The organism is Gynuella sunshinyii YC6258 (assembly GCF_000940805.1).
Taxonomy (GTDB): domain Bacteria; phylum Pseudomonadota; class Gammaproteobacteria; order Pseudomonadales; family Natronospirillaceae; genus Gynuella; species Gynuella sunshinyii.
In genome coordinates, this window is sequence record NZ_CP007142.1 from 1574819 (window position 1) to 1592634 (window position 17816).

At 46.4% G+C, this 17816-nt stretch carries 15 protein-coding genes; 5 read left to right on the plus strand and 10 right to left on the minus strand.

Annotated elements, in window-relative coordinates:
• Positions 1-5: 5 nt before the first annotated feature.
• The 6 genes from YC6258_RS07025 to hemB all read right to left on the minus strand — a co-directional run bounded on the left by YC6258_RS07025 (position 6) and on the right by hemB (position 8235).
• A complete protein-coding gene (locus YC6258_RS07025; protein ID WP_044616387.1) occupies positions 6-1487 on the minus strand; it encodes a PAS domain-containing protein in 1482 nt (493 codons plus the stop codon).
• A 25-nt stretch (positions 1488-1512) separates the two neighbouring features.
• Positions 1513-3858, minus strand: coding sequence for a response regulator (locus YC6258_RS07030; RefSeq protein WP_044616388.1), 2346 nt, complete (start codon positions 3856-3858; stop codon positions 1513-1515).
• A gap of 568 nt (positions 3859-4426) precedes the next feature.
• A complete protein-coding gene (locus YC6258_RS07035) occupies positions 4427-5062 on the minus strand; it encodes a histidine phosphatase family protein (protein WP_044616389.1) in 636 nt (211 codons plus the stop codon).
• Positions 5063-5100: 38 nt separating this feature from the next.
• A complete protein-coding gene (gene rho, locus YC6258_RS07040; protein WP_044616390.1) occupies positions 5101-6357 on the minus strand; it encodes a transcription termination factor Rho in 1257 nt (418 codons plus the stop codon).
• Positions 6358-6543: 186 nt separating this feature from the next.
• Entirely contained in the window at positions 6544-6870 is a 327-nt protein-coding gene (trxA, locus tag YC6258_RS07045; RefSeq protein WP_044619823.1) for a thioredoxin TrxA, read from the minus strand.
• A gap of 363 nt (positions 6871-7233) precedes the next feature.
• Positions 7234-8235, minus strand: a complete 1002-nt coding sequence (hemB, locus tag YC6258_RS07050; protein ID WP_425402632.1) for a porphobilinogen synthase — start codon at positions 8233-8235, stop codon at positions 7234-7236.
• 187 nt (positions 8236-8422) lie between these two features.
• On the opposite strand from hemB, the gene YC6258_RS07055 reads away from it, so the two are divergent.
• From YC6258_RS07055 to YC6258_RS07065, 3 genes are all read left to right on the plus strand, one after another.
• Positions 8423-8785, plus strand: coding sequence for a hypothetical protein (locus YC6258_RS07055; RefSeq protein WP_044616391.1), 363 nt, complete (start codon positions 8423-8425; stop codon positions 8783-8785).
• Positions 8786-8872: 87 nt separating this feature from the next.
• Positions 8873-9511, plus strand: coding sequence for a hypothetical protein (locus tag YC6258_RS27125; RefSeq protein WP_052830127.1), 639 nt, complete (start codon positions 8873-8875; stop codon positions 9509-9511).
• Positions 9512-9821: 310 nt separating this feature from the next.
• Positions 9822-11735, plus strand: coding sequence for a methyl-accepting chemotaxis protein (locus YC6258_RS07065; protein ID WP_044616392.1), 1914 nt, complete (start codon positions 9822-9824; stop codon positions 11733-11735).
• Between the two features lie 51 nt (positions 11736-11786).
• Here YC6258_RS07065 and YC6258_RS07070 read toward each other — a convergent pair whose 3' ends face one another.
• Together YC6258_RS07070 and ilvG are read right to left on the minus strand one after the other, a co-directional pair.
• Positions 11787-12017, minus strand: coding sequence for an ACT domain-containing protein (locus tag YC6258_RS07070; protein ID WP_044616393.1), 231 nt, complete (start codon positions 12015-12017; stop codon positions 11787-11789).
• Positions 12014-13708 carry an acetolactate synthase 2 catalytic subunit gene (gene ilvG / locus YC6258_RS07075; protein WP_044616394.1) on the minus strand — a complete coding sequence of 565 codons (1695 nt, stop codon included), beginning with the start codon at positions 13706-13708 and terminating at the stop codon, positions 12014-12016. Before ilvG ends, YC6258_RS07070 begins: the two co-directional genes overlap by 4 nt.
• A 546-nt stretch (positions 13709-14254) precedes the next feature.
• Here ilvG and YC6258_RS07080 point away from each other — a divergent pair.
• Positions 14255-15028 (plus strand): sulfotransferase family protein, encoded by a 774-nt coding sequence (locus YC6258_RS07080; protein WP_044616395.1) that lies wholly within the window; start codon positions 14255-14257, stop codon positions 15026-15028.
• Positions 15029-15089: 61 nt separating this feature from the next.
• Here YC6258_RS07080 and egtD read toward each other — a convergent pair whose 3' ends face one another.
• The gene (egtD, locus tag YC6258_RS07085) at positions 15090-16046 is read right to left on the minus strand and encodes an L-histidine N(alpha)-methyltransferase (RefSeq protein WP_044616396.1); all 957 of its coding nucleotides are present in this window, start codon (positions 16044-16046) and stop codon (positions 15090-15092) included.
• Between the two features lie 2 nt (positions 16047-16048).
• Positions 16049-17302 (minus strand): ergothioneine biosynthesis protein EgtB, encoded by a 1254-nt coding sequence (gene egtB / locus YC6258_RS07090; RefSeq protein WP_044616397.1) that lies wholly within the window; start codon positions 17300-17302, stop codon positions 16049-16051.
• Positions 17303-17522: 220 nt separating this feature from the next.
• Between egtB and YC6258_RS07095 the strand changes: the two genes are divergently transcribed.
• Positions 17523-17810 (plus strand): YciI family protein, encoded by a 288-nt coding sequence (locus tag YC6258_RS07095; RefSeq protein ID WP_044616398.1) that lies wholly within the window; start codon positions 17523-17525, stop codon positions 17808-17810.
• The last annotated feature ends 6 nt before the right edge of the window (positions 17811-17816 follow it).

Here is a 17816-nt window from a genome sequence, read left to right on the forward strand (position 1 = left end):
CGTGATTACTGTTTTTTGTATTCATCAATGTCCTGGATGACACCAAAAATAATATCGCCCTCGCTGGATGATTTTATCCGGCCTGTCAGACGCATCCAGCGTGGATTTTTAAAGCCGTTATAAATCGCCTCAATATCAAATGGCGTTCGTAGTAGCACCGTCACCTCCACCGAAGCCTGAATTTCCGATTGTGATTCCGGCGAAAACAACTCCAGCATTTCTTTCAGGCTGGCCTGTTGTCGAAATGGAATACCAAGAATACGACAGACTTCGGCAGTAAAACGTATTTGTCTGGTACCAACGATATAGGACCAGCCGCCGATGTTGGCCAGTCTGCCTGCCTGTTCCAGAACTTGTTTCGAATGTTCAAGTTCCTCCAGAATTTGACGGTTCTGGGTGATATCCCGATAGATCAGCCAGCTGCCGATAATCTCTCCGTGTTCATTATATTGAGCGGAGGCTCTTAAACTGATCGGAATGATATGGCCATCTTTGTGAATAAATTCCTTTTCGAACACATCAGAATAACCGCGTTGACGCACCTGCGATGTAATCTGTTCTTCGATGTCTTCCCAGCCTGGTGGTGTATAGTCTCTGAAAGTAAGCCGTTGAAGTTCTTGCTGGTTATAACCAATCAGATTTTCAAAGGCGTGGTTAGCAAGCTCACAGGTGTCGTCATTGCGAAAATAAGCTATTGCGTCAAAGCTGCAATCAAACAGGGTTCTGAACATTTCTTCAGAATCTTTCAGCTTTCGAACCAGTTTATCGTTGTCAGATTGCGATCGGGCAATACTCCAGATAAAGCGTTCACCAGTCAGTTTGGATGTTTCCATAAAAAGGCGAATGGAAACGCTCAGTGGTGTTCCATTCTTGTGGATATATTCTTTTTCGAGAATGGAGCTGTATCCTTTGGAGCGTAACTGTTCCCGTAAACTGTTTTCGTGATGATCAATCCACTGCTGCGAACAAAGCGTCAGAATATTCTGTCCCAGTAGTTCATCCTGTGTATATCCCAACATATGACAGAAGGATGGGTTGGTATCGATGATGATGCCGTCTTCCCTGGTCAGGCAAATGGCATCAATGCTTTTATTGAACAGATTGATGTAGTGGTCAGGTTGCTCAGCCGGCAGACTGACCTGTTGAATCAATGGGTGACAGATCAGGCAGTTAAAATCGGTTTCAACGCCACCCTCATTGATCGCGACAATCTCGATATCAAATGCCACTGGGTGCTTGCGTTGATGCAGGAAAGATTGCCGTATCTGCCGAGGCGATGCAGTCTCTTTCAGACTGCAGCTCAGTTGATCATCGCCGCTGATGAATTTCTGGCAATACTGACCGGTCAGGTCGCTGACCTGATATCCGAGAGTCAGGGCAAAGCTTGAGTTACAGTGAATAATTTCGCCCTGCGGGGTACACAGAATGATGGCGTCACTGAGGTGTTCGATCAGTTGGTGTGGCCATGTCGATTCAGGGTTGAGCATGCTGAGTCTCCTGTGCAGAATACCATTATAGGTTAAAGCTTCGGAGTTTCGTTTTTAACTGCTGAAAGCGAATGGGTTTACCCAGAAAGTCGTCCATACCCGATTGCTGGGCATTATTTCTGTCTTCGCTGGTATCGTTAGCGGTAATAGCGATGATTATTCCCTCAAAACCCAAAGCCCGAATCTGCCGGGTTGCCTCAAAACCATCCATGACCGGCATCTGTATATCCATGAGTATCAGATCAAAGTGCCGGTTGGCGGCCAGATCGACGGCTTTAGCTCCATTATCAGCAATAACAACCTGATAATGCATTTGTTCCATCAGCCGAACCAGAACCTTGGCATTGATGTGGTTATCTTCGACCACCAGAACACAGCGTTCTTTATTTCCGGGAAGACCTATTGGTACCCGTTGTTGTTCGAGATTTGGGGCAGCTGAAGGATATTCAAGGTGGACCAGTGTTCCTTTATGGGGTATGGATTCCAGCGTTATTTTTCCATAGAGCCGTTTGATGATTTCGGCTGCCAGTGGCAGGCCGATTCCCATGCCTTCTGCACCTCTGGTTTTACCGTGGTCCATTTGAAAGAACAGATCAAACACTTTGGTTTGCTTATCTTCGGGGATGCCAATACCGTCGTCTTCGATGTTCCAGATCATTCGGTCATCCTGGCCGTTGGTCGTTTCCACCCAAACCACTGCTTTGATAATACCGCGGGGGCTAAATTTGAACGCATTCTCGACGATGTTTTCCAGCAGAATGGTTAACAGTCTTTCATCGGAATAAATTCTGTATTCGGGGCTGACATTGGAAATCAATTTCCACTGCTGGTCAGCTTTACGGGTGACCTCAGCCGTCTCATTTAATGCCGAGAGCAGGTTCTGAATTGAAAAATATTGATAGTTGACCCGGAGTTTTTGGGTATTGAGCTCGCTGAGCAGCACCAGGTTATCGACATTGCGACGAAGTCTGTCACTGCCATAAGCCAGATCCCGAATATGTTCGCTGGAAGGATTTTCGCGCAGCAGGTCAATGGCAGAATAGACGATATTCAGCGGCGTTTTCAATTCATGACTGATAATGTTGAGCAGTTCATTTTTCTGATTATTCAGCTCCTGTTCCAACTCAAGTTTGTCCGCCAGCTGCTCGTTCATTTCCTGTAATGACTGAGTATGTTGTTTACGCAGTGCCTCGTGCTCCTTACGTAGTCGCTGTACTCTCAGAGCCATGGCCCAGGACAGGAAAATAGCCTCCAGAGCGGTGCCGGTTTTCAGAGATTCGCGCCCCAACAGCTCCGTACCTACACCAATAATAATAGAGTACTGATGGCCTGCGATGCCGAGCAACAGTGCCAGCCAGCCAAGAAAGAACAGGATTGCATAGTAACCTTTGTGCAGGATGACCCAGGCGCTGGAAGACAACATGAAAACCACCACGACGATGGATAAGGGGGCGAACAGTGAAACAAAGATATCAATAGAGGGATACGCCGCGACGGCAAGCATGATGAACTGGGCGAACAGGCAGAACCGGAAAACAAACTTAAACAGAGCTGGCTGATATTTGATTCGCAGAATATTGTCAGCAAACAGCAGCGCAAAAATCAGGCTGAGAGGGGCTAGAAACAAAACCACCCGCTGTTCCCAGATTGGATCTGAATACCAGTGCCATTCGAATAGGAAACCCCGTAGTGACAAGGTGTAGAGTGACACCATAGTGATATAAAAAATATAGAACCAGTAACCACTCTCCTTGGTCGACAATGCCAGTGCCGCATTGTACAGCACCAGGGCGAGGATGAAGCCGATAAAAAGATAGGTGGAGTTATAGGTATCACCGGCGATGCGTCCGAGGTCGGCTTCGTTACCGGCCAAAATGCGAAAACTCATGGAAAAGTTGGATTCCGCGCTCAATAACAGCTGATACTCACTGTTGGCCGGCAGATCGACATACCACTCAAGCATGCGGCCACGATAAGGACGGTCTTCTATGGGGGTTAGGGAACTGAGATGAATAGTAGGTAGCCAGTCCCCGGTTTTGGTGTCACGAAGATAAATATTGGACGAACCAATCTGCGCATGGTGCCAGAAGAATCGCATGCGTTTTTTCTGGTCAGAGCTGTTGGAAACATTAAAACGTAGCCATTCTGTCTGTTTGGAGAATCCCCGGCCAGGAGTTTCACGATCCACAGACTTCCAGTTATGGCTGTTGGCAATATCCTCTACCGTCGTATTTCTGGGAGTGGTCAGGCGTTCGGCAAAATCCCAGATTTCGACAGGCGTTTGCAGTGTGGTAATGTCTATGTTTCCGGCCCAGGAAAACAGCGGTGCAACCAGTAATAGTATCAGGCAGACCTGTTGTCGATAGCTCAAAAGATAGCTCCAGTTGATTGACAGGCAATAACTGATGTAAAAGTGATCATATTTGCCGGTTAACGGATTTGGGAATTACATTGCAGCATCATTCAATACTGCGGCTCAATACTCAAGGACATCTCTAAAATCTTTTCCATGCTCCCGTTGTCAGCAGTATCCATTGTTGGTTTTCGATACTCCCATAGAAATCCTGTTAACCTCTGAAAATACGGACGGTTATGATGCCGATAAAAGTTCTGTTCGAAAAGCGGCTGTTAACATGCCGCAAATAATTGAAGTACTGCTATTGCTCGAGACAGATTATATTCAGCACAAAGACAGGCCTTTTTTTTAGAGGCCATTTCATGTTTAGAAAGCCCTGGACACTATCCTGGTGTCATCATTGTCTTAAGTGGTACTGATTCTTCCAGAATCTGTCGAGCGGATCAAACAGCTTCCCGCCTAATGACGATTGATCTGATCCAGGTACCTGAAAGTGTGACTCCTGTTACTAAGATCGACGAGGATGAAGAGTAAAAAGGAACGTTGTTTGATTATCTGGACTGATTGATAAATGGAATGATTATCAGTCTGCTGTGTATGGGGTCTGTTTCATACCGTTTACCGGATCCAGGGAAGGGGTCAGGTTGTCATCGATGTGGATGATACGAATAGCGCAGTTTTGTAAGCGTGGTATCTGGTGTAGTTTATGGATTGGCAGATTGATGGCCCTGGCTAACAGGGTGCGAATCCAGACGCCGTGGGAAACTATCAGGGCATTGCTGAATGGCTGGCTATGAAGCATTGTTGTAAACCAGTTCCACGCCCTTTGCTGTAATTCGGTGTAGCTTTCTCCATCGACGATGGAAAAAAGTTCCGGCCTGTTTGTGTAATTGTGATAGCTGTCAGGTTCAGTAGCCTGGACTTCAGAGTGTAGTTGGCCTTCCCAGTGCCCCAGATGAATTTCCCGCAGGGCATCTTCAAAGTGGATTATGGCGTTAGGGAACAGGTGAGGTTGCAGTATGTTCAGTGTCTGGCGAGTACGCAGACTGCTGCTGCAATAGATATGATCAAATGGAATGTTTTTTAACTGCACCGCAGCCTTTCGGGTTTGGATAATGCCTTGGTTTGAAAGAGTGGATTCACTGTGCCCCTGAATACGGCCTTCGCGATTCCACTCCGTTTCGCCATGGCGAATGAGATAGACATTACTCAAACGCATAAAAGCAGACTGCGGAATTTATGACAATATGGAGGATGTTATCCTTTCATATTATGGAAGAAATCGTCATTGTTTTTGAATAACTTCAGCTTATCGATGAGGAATTCAACCGCTTGAACATCTTCCATATCACTGAGAATTTTTCTCAGAATCCAGATACGCTGCAGCTCTGCCTGATCAATCATCATATCTTCACGACGGGTGCCGGAACGACGGATATTGATAGCTGGGAAAATTCGTTTTTCAGCAATTTTCCGGTCCAGATGCACTTCCATGTTACCGGTGCCTTTGAACTCTTCGTAAATAACTTCGTCCATTTTGGAGCCAGTATCTACCAGAGCTGTGGCAATGATCGTCAGCGAACCGCCTTCTTCAATGTTACGCGCTGCACCAAAGAAACGTTTTGGGCGTTCCAGGGCATGAGCATCCACACCACCTGTCAGTACTTTTCCTGAGGAAGGCACAATGGTGTTGTAAGCACGGGCCAGTCGGGTAATGGAGTCCAGCAGAATAATAACGTCTTTTTTATGTTCAACCAGACGCTTCGCTTTTTCGATCACCATTTCAGCAACCTGAACGTGACGTGATGGCGGCTCATCAAACGTAGAAGCAATGACTTCACCACGCACTGAGCGTTGCATCTCGGTCACTTCTTCAGGCCGTTCGTCGATCAGTAGCACCATCAGATAACATTCTGGATTATTTCTGGCAATTGCTTGTGCGGCATGTTGCAGCATGAGCGTTTTACCGGCCTTTGGTGGCGAAACAATCAGACCACGCTGACCTTTACCAATCGGTGCGATCAGATCCAGGATCCGGCCGGAAAGGTCTTCTGAGCTGCCATTACCGGCTTCGAGTACCAGGCGATCCTGAGGAAAGAGAGGGGTAAGGTTTTCGAACAGAACTTTATTGCGGGCGTTTTCGGTAGTCTCATGATTGATGGTGTCGACTTTCAATAACGCGAAATATCGTTCACCTTCTTTCGGTGGGCGGATCTTACCGGCAACGGTGTCGCCTGTTCTTAAATTAAAGCGACGGATTTGACTCGGTGAAACATAGATGTCATCCGGGCCGGCCAGATAAGAGGCGCTGGCTGAACGAAGGAAGCCAAAGCCATCCTGAAGTATTTCGAGCACCCCGTCTCCGAAAATATCCTCGCCGCCTTTGGCATGCTTTTTCAAAATGGCGAAGATGAGATCCTGCTTACGGGTTCTGTTAATGTTTTCCAGACCAGCTTCTTGAGCAATATCCAGAAGTTCGGGTACAGCTTTGGTTTTTAAATCACTGAGATTCATAGGAATGCGATACTAGTTATTTGTTATTAAAAAAGGATTAGAAATAGTTAAGGGGGATATTCGGCTAGAAAGCCGAGGAATCAGAAATAGTTATAAGCACAATATAGAGAGAGAGAAGCAGGCTGTCCAGACAGAAATGCATTTTTTTTTGGAAAAGGAGCATAAATGCTCCTTTTCCATGATCTGTCAGATACTGCTATCAACAAATTCCATTAATTGGGATTTTGACAGTGCTCCTACTTTCGTAGCAACCACGTTGCCACCTTTGAAAATCATCAGGGTTGGGATTCCTCTGATGCCATATTTAGGTGGAGTATTGGGGTTCTCATCGATATTCAGTTTGGCAATGACCAGCTTGTCGCCATAGTCTTCAGCCACATCGTTCAGAACAGGTGCGATCATTTTGCATGGACCACACCATTCTGCCCAGTAATCGACCAGCACGGGCTTTTCGTTAGCCAGTACGTCCTGTTCAAAGCTGTCGTCGGTTACTTTAATAATTGCATCACTCATGTTCTTGTCACCGTTATTAAAAAAGCAGGGAGATTGCTGATAAAAATCATTTAACTCAGGGTGGAGGTCAAACATAGGGTTAATCAGTTCAACTTTCAATACCAATTTATTGAAGGAGCCTCTGAATGAAATTATTCATATTGCCAGCACGGCGTTAAAAATCCGCTGAAATCAGACGATTATGGCTTATAAAATCCTCTTTTTTTGCATGTTTTCGTTGGCCTGGTTTCCTCTCTGACATTATTCAGAAGCTCCTTAACAAAAAAAACCAATAGGGCAGTGTTTCCGGTCATTGACCGTCAACTGCCCTGGTAAACACTATTAACGCGATAATAATTCCGATTGGATTATTCGTTACGGTGATTATTGGTTTTTGAGTAATTCCGCCGCCCGAACGGCAAAATACGTCAGAATGCCATTGGCTCCGGCCCGTTTGAATGCTACGAGCGATTCAATCATGACACTGTCGAGATCCAACCAGCCGTTGGCTGCTGCGGCTTGTAACATGGCATACTCACCGCTGACCTGGTAAGCAAAAGTGGGAACCCCGAAGTTGTCCTTGACCCGGCGAATCACATCCAGATAGGGCATGCCCGGTTTGACCATAACCATATCCGCGCCTTCATTCAGGTCCATTTCGACCTCATGCAGTGCTTCATCGGAGTTTGCCGGGTCCATTTGATAAGTATATTTATTGCCGCTGCCCAGATTGCCAGCGGTGCCGACGGCATCGCGGAAAGGCCCGTAAAATGAAGAGGCATACTTGGCAGCATAGGACATGATACGAACATTATGATGGCCGGTATCCTCCAGTGCCACGCGAATATCGCCAATACGGCCATCCATCATATCTGAGGGAGCGACAATATCCGCACCGGCATCGGCATGGCTGAGAGCCTGCTTGACCAGGACCTCGTTGGTAATGTCATTGATGACATACCCTTTTTCATCGATGATGCCGTCCTGACCATGGGTTGTATAAGGGTCAAGCGCAACATCAGTAACGATACCCAGTTGTGGGAAGCGTGCTTTCAGAGCTCGGGTGGCGCGTTGGATAAGGCCTTCAGGATCATAAGCATATTCCGCCAGCAGCGATTTGTGGGCGCTATCGACCACCGGGAACAGAGCCAGAGCAGGTATGCCCAAAGCAACCCATGATTCAGCCTGTTCAACCAGTAAATCAATGCTCAGGCGTTCGACTCCGGGCATGGAGCTGACCTCTTCGCGTTGCTGTGTCCCGTCAAGAATAAATACCGGATATATTAGATCATCGACAGACAATGTATTTTCACGCATCAAACGACGGGAAAAATCATCTGCACGCATTCTGCGCATGCGAGTGAACGGGTAACTTCGGTTGGACACTGAGACCTCCTCGAGGGAACAATAAAATGAATAACCTGTCGCAATGATATCGTTTCTTGTCATATCTCAGGAGAGTAAGAGCGAAATTAATCTGTAATAGCGGCCGTGATCACGCCTAGAGGTTGTGATAGTAAACATTTTACTCTGATGGCCGATATTGCAGATATGCATGTGAGAAAGGGCGAATATGAAGCCGCGCAACAAGGTCAGTATTATCGGTTTTGGTGTCCTGTGCCTCGTAACTTCCTGCACTGGGCCACAGTTTACTTCTCTGGAAGAGCGGTTTGATGTGGTATCGCTCAATGATTTTGCATTTTTAACCTGTCTGAGCGGTAGTTATAAAACAGGAGGCTATCCTCTGTGGTCACGGGAGCTCGACAGTCAGGCTTGGCATATTATGAATGACAACCGGACGCCAAATTACATCACTTTTAAAGTTTACCAGTATTCGCTGGTGGTCGGACGCCGTATACCTATTCGTCAGGCGCCGGAGAAATGCAGCGATTGGCGCCAAAGCAGAACCCTGTCAGGGTTGTATTCGGATTATTGATCTATGTTGACCATATGGTCAGAAAATGCTTGCTTAATCTTATCCTGACGACACAATGTGCGCGTTTTCAAATGCAGGTAAAATACTATGAACGGGCTTGAACTATTCGGTTATTTTGGCTCTATGCTAGTCGCAATCTCTTTAATGATGTCGAATCTCAAAAAGCTTCGCTGGATCAATCTTTTTGGTTCTTCGACATTTGCAACCTATGGTCTGTTGATTAAAGCCTGGCCGGTTTTTTTTCTGAACGGGTGGATCGCGGCGGTTGATATTTTTTATTTGTGGTTATTATATCGCCAGAGAGACCAGTTCTCGCTGATTGAACTGGATCTCAATTATGACAAAAGCAAGTTGGCTCAATTGTTTGTGGGTCAGTATCAAAATGATATCAAACGGTTCTTTAGCCGTTTTTCCATTCACAAGTTAAAAGAATGCCAGCTGATCATCACTTTCAGAAATCTCAAACCCTGTGGTTTGCTTGCTTATCAGTTGCTCGATAAGAATGGAGAAACAAAAGCCTGGATTGAACTGGATTATGTTTCACCGGAATTTCGCGATTATAAAAATGCAGAAGTGGTATTTTTGACCTTAAAGGAAAGACTTAAGCAGGCAGGTGTGAATAGCATCGAAACGCTTGGCGGGCATCAGGCACATGAGCAATATTTGCAGCGGATAGGGTTCACCCAGTCCGGCGATCCCAGTATTTTTGAGATGAAAAACATATAACAGACTTATTTCAGTGCCCGTTACTGACATATCTCTTCTATGTCATTGTCTATGAGTTGAAGCCATTTATTTAATGTGATGTGAGAGCGGTTATGATGATAAATTTTTATGCTGCAATCCTGTTTTCACAAGAATGATCTAAGCTCTAAAGAGAATCGATTATTTGTCGGCCGGGTTATATCTCTGGCCGGTCCGAAAATCAGAATTACGGCACTGGTACACCTGTTTATATTTCACGTTGCCAGCTGTTGAAACATGAATGCAGGGGTGTTCTTTGCATGGACTTTAACGAGCAATAGTGGTGATCACCATGAATTTATCGCTGCAAAGCAAGCTGATTGTGGCATCGGCTTTTATTATTTCCATTATATCCATCTCTCTTGGTTGGGTTGCTTACAGTCAACTGGATAGCGCAAGAGACGATGCAATTCTGTCGGAGACCAATGCCCAGGCGGGTGCGTTCAGACGCTATCTGGAAAGTTGGGCAGAAGATCGTCATTCCACTATGGCAGCCATGCGTCATGCTTTGGAAGTAAACATACGTAACAATAATGGTACGCTGGATCATCAGATTGCCCTGGATGTGCTCAATCAAGGCAAAACCAGCGGTGAGTTTGCATTGACGTTTATTGGCCTGGAAGATGGCACCATGTATCGGCATGATCCGAGCCTCGATAAAGCTGGATACGATCCGCGCGTGCGTGACTGGTACATGGCTGCCAAAACGTCTAACCAGCCGCTGATCACAAAACCATATATTGCGGTTACCGGGAATAAGCTCGCCATTACGTTTGTCGCGCCGGTGATTATTAATGGACAGTTCCGAGGGGCAATTGGCGGCTTGTTTTATATGGACAAAATCCTGTCAGATATCGTTAATTTGAAAGTGATGGGTGACGGATACGCCATGCTGCTGGATAAGCGCGATGTAATCGCTGTTCATCCAGACAAATCCCTGATCCTGAAAACACCGGATACGCTGAATGAGCAATTTACTTCCAGCTCATTAACCCGAATGAGTGGGACTCCGCAGATATATGATGTATCTGTGTCTGGCCAGAAGACTCTGGTTTATCTTGATGCGGTACCCACAACGGATTGGGTATTGGTGCTGGTGATGCAAAAATTGGTACTTGCAGAACCATTACGGGCTCTGACCGTTAAAATTGTCCTTATTGTGGTTTGTCTTCTGGCTGTGGCGACTGTGGGTATTTTGCTTATGGTACGTTGGTTGTTTACCGATATTAAAACAGTATCCGGTGGTCTGGAGAATATTGCCGATGGTAATGGTGATCTGACGCTACGTATTATCACCAGTTCTGATGATGAAATTGGTATGCTGGCGAATAACTTCAACCGCTTTGTGGGCTTCTTACACGGTATCATCTCCAGTCTGCGAGACATTGGTGATGTTCTGGTTACCCAGGCCAACAGTACGCATCAGTCTGCTACATTGAGTGCTGAGAAAATTCATATGCAGCAGGAAGAGATTACTATGGTCGCGACGGCCGTTCATGAAATGACGGTTGCGACTCAGGAGATTGCCGGAAATGCATCTACCACGGCCAAAACATCGGATGACGCTGTAAGGCTTAGTGACAATGGCCAGCAGCAGGTCAAAAAAAGCCAGGAAAGTATTAATAAACTGGCAGATGAAGTCGGCCGTACCAGCAAGGTCATTAGTGATCTTGATGAGCATGTGCAGCAGATCAGCTCGATTCTGGGCACTATTTCCGGTATTGCGGAGCAGACCAATCTCTTGGCTCTGAATGCTGCGATTGAGGCCGCCAGAGCCGGGGAACAAGGGCGCGGTTTTGCTGTTGTGGCTGACGAAGTCCGAGTGCTGTCACAACGGACGCATGCCTCGACTGAAGAAATCCAGAACATGATCGAGGTGCTGCAGAAATCCACCAGACAGGCTGTCAGCAGTATGGAGGCCAGTCATAAGCTGGCAGGTTTAAGTGTTCAGGATGCCGATGCCGCAAACGCCAGCCTGATTGAGATACGTTCGGCCATCTCGACTATTAACGAAATGGCGACTCAGATCGCTACCGCTGCAGAAGAGCAGACATCGGTGACTGCGGAGATCAATCAAAACACCACGAACATTCATACGGCATCGCAAGAGTTGGCTCATGTTGCCGAAGAAAGTGCCAAGCAGGCTAAAGAGTTGAATCAACTAAGCGAGCGTCTGCGGAAGGATATCGGTCTGTTTCGTCTGTGAGTATTACCGGAAAACAGTGACACGGGGCTCTGTGTGTCACTGTTTCCATGATTATTGATAACTGACCTGTCGAACCTCCACCAGCTTTTTCAATTGCCACAACAGATTATCGGGAGAGCGTTGACCGCTGATAGTCAGTTTCAGAGAGTAGTGGTTTCCCACATGCTCCAGGCTCAGTTGTTTGATCACAAACCCTCTTACCCGAATGACTCTTAACAATCGCTCAATAGCACCCGTTTGATAACTGATCTGACAGTGGAATTCATGATGTTTCGGGTTCATGCGGCACTTCCATTGAACTGTTCTGGCTCCAGCATTTCATGGTTTGCACCACCAGGCTTTACCATCGGCCAGACATTGCTGTCAGTATTGATATGAACTTGCAGCATGGCCGGCCCTTGGCATGATAACAATGTATCCAGAGCAGGGCCTATCTGCGAGCGATTGTGAATCTGTAACGCATGGAACCCGAAAACACGGGCAATTTCCGTAAAATCGGGATTGTCTGACAGATCCACCGCACTATAGCGCCCCTGATAGAACAGCTCCTGCTGTTGGCGTACCAGGCCCAGGTGCTGGTTATCAAGAATGATGATCTTAACTGGCAGTTGGTGGCGGCGGATTGTTGCCAGCTCCTGAATGTTCATCATGAAAGACCCATCACCTGAGATATTTATAACTTGAGCATCTGGTCTGGCAAAGCAGGCACCAATGGCAGCAGGCAGACCAAAACCCATGGTTCCCAGACCGCCACTGCTGAGATGCTGGCGGGGGTGGTCGAAATCGACATATTGTGCAACCCACATCTGATGCTGGCCAACATCACAACTGATGATTGAGCGTGTTTTTTTGACTGCAGACAACGCCGTCAGAAATTCCGGTCCGGCGATGGTGTTGCTATCGGTTGAAAGATTTTGCGGAATCAGACCTTTTTGATGCTTCATTGCCCGACAGTGATTACGCCAGGGTTGTATGTTCAGAGTTGACAGAAAGGCAGTTGAGAGCCGCCGTAATATGGATTTCATTTCGCCACGCAGGGTACAGCTCACCCGCTTGTTTTTATGAAATTCTGCCGGGTCAATATCAATGTGAATGATATCGGCATTGGTGGCGAAATGTTTGACAGCACCGGTCGCACGGTCATCGAAACGCACTCCAATCGCAATCAATGCATCACATTGCGCTATCAACTCATTACAGGCTCTGGAGCCATGCATGCCCAGCATTCCAAGATTTAATGCACCATACAGGCCCGGGTTACCAATCCCTTTGAGTGAGACCACGTGAGGAATGTTTAGTTGGTTTGCAAAGGTTCTGAACTCATCCAAAGCGTTGGCGGACATGACGCCTCCGCCACTGTACAGCAGTGGTCGTTGGGCTTTTTTGATTATCTCCACTGCATTTTGCAGAGAAGTCAGATCAACATTGTGTTCTTTTTCATGGGAATTAGTTGGCTTGATTACGGATTTTGTGGTCATTTCTCCCATCAGTGCATCTTTGGCAATGTCTATCCAGACAGGACCGGGCCTGCCGGATGTCGCCAAACGAATAGCTTCTATAACAGTTGATTCGAGTTCATTCGCACTGGTGATCAGATAAGAGTGTTTGACGATAGCCATCGTCATGCCTAATACATCCACTTCCTGAAATGCGTCACTACCGATCAGATGACTGTTTACCTGACCGGTGATCACCAATACTGGAATGGAATCCATAAAAGCATCGGCGATACCGGTCACAAGATTAGTGGCCCCCGGCCCGGAAGTTGCGACAACCACTCCAAGCCTGCCGGACGCTCGGGCATATCCGTTTGCTGCTAAAGCGGCGGCTTGTTCGTGGCGGCATAAAACATGTTCCAGTTCAGAGTCTGCCAAAGCATCATACAGTGGCATGATGCAGCCACCGGGGTAACCGAATAAAGTACGAATATTCTGTTCCTGCAGGGTTTTGAGAATGTACTGTGCACCGTTCATTGTTAACTCCCATGGTGTGGTAAGCCCGTTACGAAAAAAACCAGTGCATAAAAAAACCCCCGGTTCTCTCGAAGCGGGGGTTTTAAAAATTTATCTGTCAGTTCAATTCTGCAACGACAACCCCCGCGATGGTAGGACCACCACGACCAGGATTACGTTAATAATCAGAATGAACTGCTGTTTCATAAAATTCTAAAAATAAAAATAAAATGTTTATAGACTATAGCTGGAAAATAATATCTCTGACAACTATTTTTTTTGTCTCTGAAATTTAAATATCAGAGACGATAACAGCTGATATAAATCAAAATTGCTGCGTATGAAAACGATTTTTTTATTTTTCCTATACCAACGTAGTAGGTTTTTAAGCGTACTTTTTTTTTTGACTTTCCTATAATGATTGGAGGTGTGCTGAGAACAGGTCAATATTTGTTGCCAGGTCTATTACAGGGTTCGAGGTGTTCCTGTATTAAGAATAACTGGCAAGGTTGATCTGGCTGTTTCCAGTGGTTCCTGTAACCCCTCTCAAATCATTAAGGATCATTTATGTCCGCTTGGTTTATCTTGTCAACAGGTCGCTGTGGTACTCAGTGGCTGTCTCACCGTCTTACCAAGTTGTTGCCCAAACAGTATTGGGTAACGCATGAACCGCTTTCGCAAGATTACATGCCAATGGAAAACTCACCCTCACTTCCGCTTACGGTCAACGCTGATAAGATTCTCGGACATTTGACAGAAATTCGCGATCACATTAATCGTGGAGGCAAGTATGTTGAATGCGGATATCAGAGTTGGCGGCATTTGTCGTGGTATAAAGACATTCTGCAAACAGATGTCAAAGTTATCCATTTGCATCGTAATCCTATGTCTACTGCATGTCTCTGGTTACAAAAAGGGGCTTTTCTGAGGTTGTCTGAAATGGAGTTGTTTAACCCATTTGGCGCAGAGGCCAAGCTGCCTGAGTATCGCTCCAAATGGCACAGACTCAGTCCGATTGAGAAAAATCTCTATTTTTGGGCAGAAGTACAGGCCCAGGCCAAAGAATATAAAGCGTCCTGGCCGGATGAGGACTGGTTTGATCTGCCATATAGCCAACTGCTAAATAGCCGGACATTGCAGAAGCTTGGTCATTTCCTCGATTGTAAGGTTAATCTGCATCCGAGTAATTTAATGGTGGATAATCAGCTCATGGAGTTGGAAGAGATTCCGATTGACGATAGTGTCCTGAAAGCGCATCCAGGTATATTGTCGCTTGCGGAAGAGCTAGGCTATAAAATCAGTAGCCAGCAGAACGAATTGCAAATGCGGGTCGGTATCTGACGGATCACACTGATCCCCGGTCAGATGATCGGGGGTCTCATATTCTCCAGTTAACTTAAGCTTAGCGTGCACTCAGAAGAAAAACACTGAACATTTGTGCTTTATCCAGCCATATCCTTTCTCTCTCCCACCCGCTTGTCGCTGCCAACGCCAAAAATTCATCCGGCGTATATTTGTAGGAATTTTCGGTATGAATATTTTCACCCTCTGAAAAGGCAATCATCTGATCATCAATACTAACCTGCTGCGCAAGAGTGCTGATCAGGTGCATCTCAATGCGGCCTGCTACAGGATTATAAAACGCATAGTGAGCAAATGCCTGAGGATCAAAATCGGCGCCACAAATACGATTGATATGGTTCAGGATGTTACGATTAAAGGCTGCGGTCACTCCCATGCTATCGTTATAGGCATTATGCAGAACACTTGGATCTTTCTTGGTATCCACTCCAATCAGCAGACGAGAGTGGTCTCCCAGAGACTGGCGAATGTTGGATAAAAAAAACTGTGCCTGTTCCGGGCTGAAGTTGCCAATGGTTGAACCTGGAAAAAAGCCCAGTTTTGGGAGGGGCAGCGTTTCAGGCAGCGGCGCTGGCTGAGTGAAGTCTGCTTCTATGGGCAGTACGGTTAGTTGTGGAAACTCCTGTTGCAACCGATCACTGGCCTGCCGCAGATGATCACCGGCAATATCGATAGGGACATAATGTTCAATGTTATCAAGTTGCTGCAATAACAATCTTATTTTGACCAGAGATCCGGCACCAAACTCCACTATTTCCCATGGGTCCTGCAATATGCTGTTAAGGTCTCTGGCCACATCCGGCAACATGGAGAGTTCTGTTCGGTAAGGGTAGTATTCGTTCAGACTGCATATCTGGTCGAAATATTGAGAGCCCTGACTGTCATAAAAATACTTGGAAGGCAGGCTTTTCTGTGGCTGTTGCAGTCCGTCCAGGACATCTCTTATGAACAGGCTGCGGAAATCCCCTTCGGTAACTGCGAATTGACTGGTTTGCATGGTTATAGATCCTTGGCTAAACGCATTCCGGTAAACTGCCAGCGCTGGTGTGGGTAGAAAAAGTTTCGATAACTGGGCCTTATCTGCATGGCAGGCGTTACACACGAACCTCCCCGAAGTACATATTGTCCGCACATGAATTTGCCATTGTATTCGCCGACGGCACCTTCGGCGATTTTAAAACCTGGATACGGGGAATAAGGACTGGCGGTCCATTCCCAGACATCTCCATACAACTGTACCAGTCCCTGACCGGCAGAACATGATGGCCGCCAGCGTTGTGCTTCCAGATAATTACCGTTGGGGGAGTGTTGTCTTGCAGCCACTTCCCATTCCTGTTCTGTGACCAGTCGATAACCCGCCCATCGGGCAAAAGCATCTGCTTCGAAGTAGCTGATATGGCAGACCGGTGCATCCGCATCGATATCGAGTAATCCTGACAACGTAAACTGTTGCCAGTGACCTTCATTTTTTTGCCAGTATAAAGGAGCCCGCCATTGTTCTTTTTGAACCTGATGCCAGCCATCTGATAACCACAGGGTTGGAGTCTGATAACCTCCGTCATGAATAAAGTCCAGCCATTCGCGATTGCTGACCGGTCGGTTGGCGAGAGCAAATGGATGGACATATACGCTGTGTCTGGGCCCTTCACAGTCGAAATAGAACTCATCTCCATGAGCACCGATGCTGGTCAGCTCCGGTTCAAACGAATGGAAGCTCAGAGCCTCCACCGATGTTTCCGGTTCGTCGTAACGGTCTGGGTTAAGCGCTGGCAGTAATGGGTTTAATGAAAAAGCATGCAGAATATCTGTCATCAGCAGTTCCTGATGCTGCATTTCGTGATGCAGCCCGAGGGTGACCAGTTCTTCAATTCTCTTATGCTTGCTATGATGACTGTCCAGCAATTGAATGATTGTTTCGTTTATGGCCTCCCGGTAAGCGAGAATTTCGTCGATACCGGGTCTGGTTAACATACCGCGCATAGGACGAGCATGACGTTTGCCGATATTTTCGTAATAGGAATTGAACAGATAGTTGTAGTCGGGTTCGAATTCTGTGTAGTTGGACAGATAGTCCTTTAAAATGAATTGTTCAAAAAACCAAGTTGTGTGTGCGAGATGCCACTTGGTTGGACTGGCGTCCGGCATGGATTGCACCACCATATCTTCAGCAGACAGATTGCTGATCAATTCTTCGGTTGCAGCTCTTACCGCTACAAACTGCTGAAGTAAAGAAAGACGGAGGGTGTCGGTCATTGGATTGTCTCCTTTGCATTCACCCGATAAAAGTAAAAGAACGGTCAGTCAGCGATTATTCATAATTTTTATGTCTACTTTGTAACACCGAGCAAATGTAGAATGCAAATGATAATCTCGTGAATAGTTCATATATGAGATTGGTTTTAACCATTAAATAGTTTGACCCGATCCAATGAGGTTTCGGGTCTATTCAGGCCTTATTACCGGAGAGACAGAAGTGTTTGTTGTAACGATTGAATATAAAGTGGATCTATCACAGGTTGAGCCTCATATATCGGCACACATGAAATATATCGAGGAGTATTACCAGGCCGGGCACTTCTTACTGTCAGGACGAAAACAACCCAGAACCGGTGGTGTCATCCTGGCTAAAGCGGAGTCAATGGCACAAATGCAGGCGATAGTTGCTGAGGATCCATTCTTCAAGGCGGATATTGCCGATTTTGAGATTATTGAATTCATAGCCTCTAACAGCAGTGCCGAACTGGCAGGATTTCGCGAGTAGTCTGGC

What these genes read in the sequence shown, in the direction of transcription:
- YC6258_RS07025 (WP_044616387.1), bottom strand. Translation starts at nt 1,487, where the DNA reads ATGCTCAACCCTGAATCGACATGGCCACACCAACTGATCGAACACCTC.
- YC6258_RS07035 (WP_044616389.1), bottom strand. Translation starts at nt 5,062, where the DNA reads ATGCGTTTGAGTAATGTCTATCTCATTCGCCATGGCGAAACGGAGTGG.
- rho (WP_044616390.1), bottom strand. Translation starts at nt 6,357, where the DNA reads ATGAATCTCAGTGATTTAAAAACCAAAGCTGTACCCGAACTTCTGGAT.
- trxA (WP_044619823.1), bottom strand. Translation starts at nt 6,870, where the DNA reads ATGAGTGATGCAATTATTAAAGTAACCGACGACAGCTTTGAACAGGAC.
- YC6258_RS07055 (WP_044616391.1), top strand. Translation starts at nt 8,423, where the DNA reads ATGAAGCCGCGCAACAAGGTCAGTATTATCGGTTTTGGTGTCCTGTGC.
- YC6258_RS27125 (WP_052830127.1), top strand. Translation starts at nt 8,873, where the DNA reads ATGAACGGGCTTGAACTATTCGGTTATTTTGGCTCTATGCTAGTCGCA.
- YC6258_RS07065 (WP_044616392.1), top strand. Translation starts at nt 9,822, where the DNA reads ATGAATTTATCGCTGCAAAGCAAGCTGATTGTGGCATCGGCTTTTATT.
- YC6258_RS07070 (WP_044616393.1), bottom strand. Translation starts at nt 12,017, where the DNA reads ATGAACCCGAAACATCATGAATTCCACTGTCAGATCAGTTATCAAACG.
- ilvG (WP_044616394.1), bottom strand. Translation starts at nt 13,708, where the DNA reads ATGAACGGTGCACAGTACATTCTCAAAACCCTGCAGGAACAGAATATT.
- YC6258_RS07080 (WP_044616395.1), top strand. Translation starts at nt 14,255, where the DNA reads ATGTCCGCTTGGTTTATCTTGTCAACAGGTCGCTGTGGTACTCAGTGG.
- egtD (WP_044616396.1), bottom strand. Translation starts at nt 16,046, where the DNA reads ATGCAAACCAGTCAATTCGCAGTTACCGAAGGGGATTTCCGCAGCCTG.
- egtB (WP_044616397.1), bottom strand. Translation starts at nt 17,302, where the DNA reads ATGACCGACACCCTCCGTCTTTCTTTACTTCAGCAGTTTGTAGCGGTA.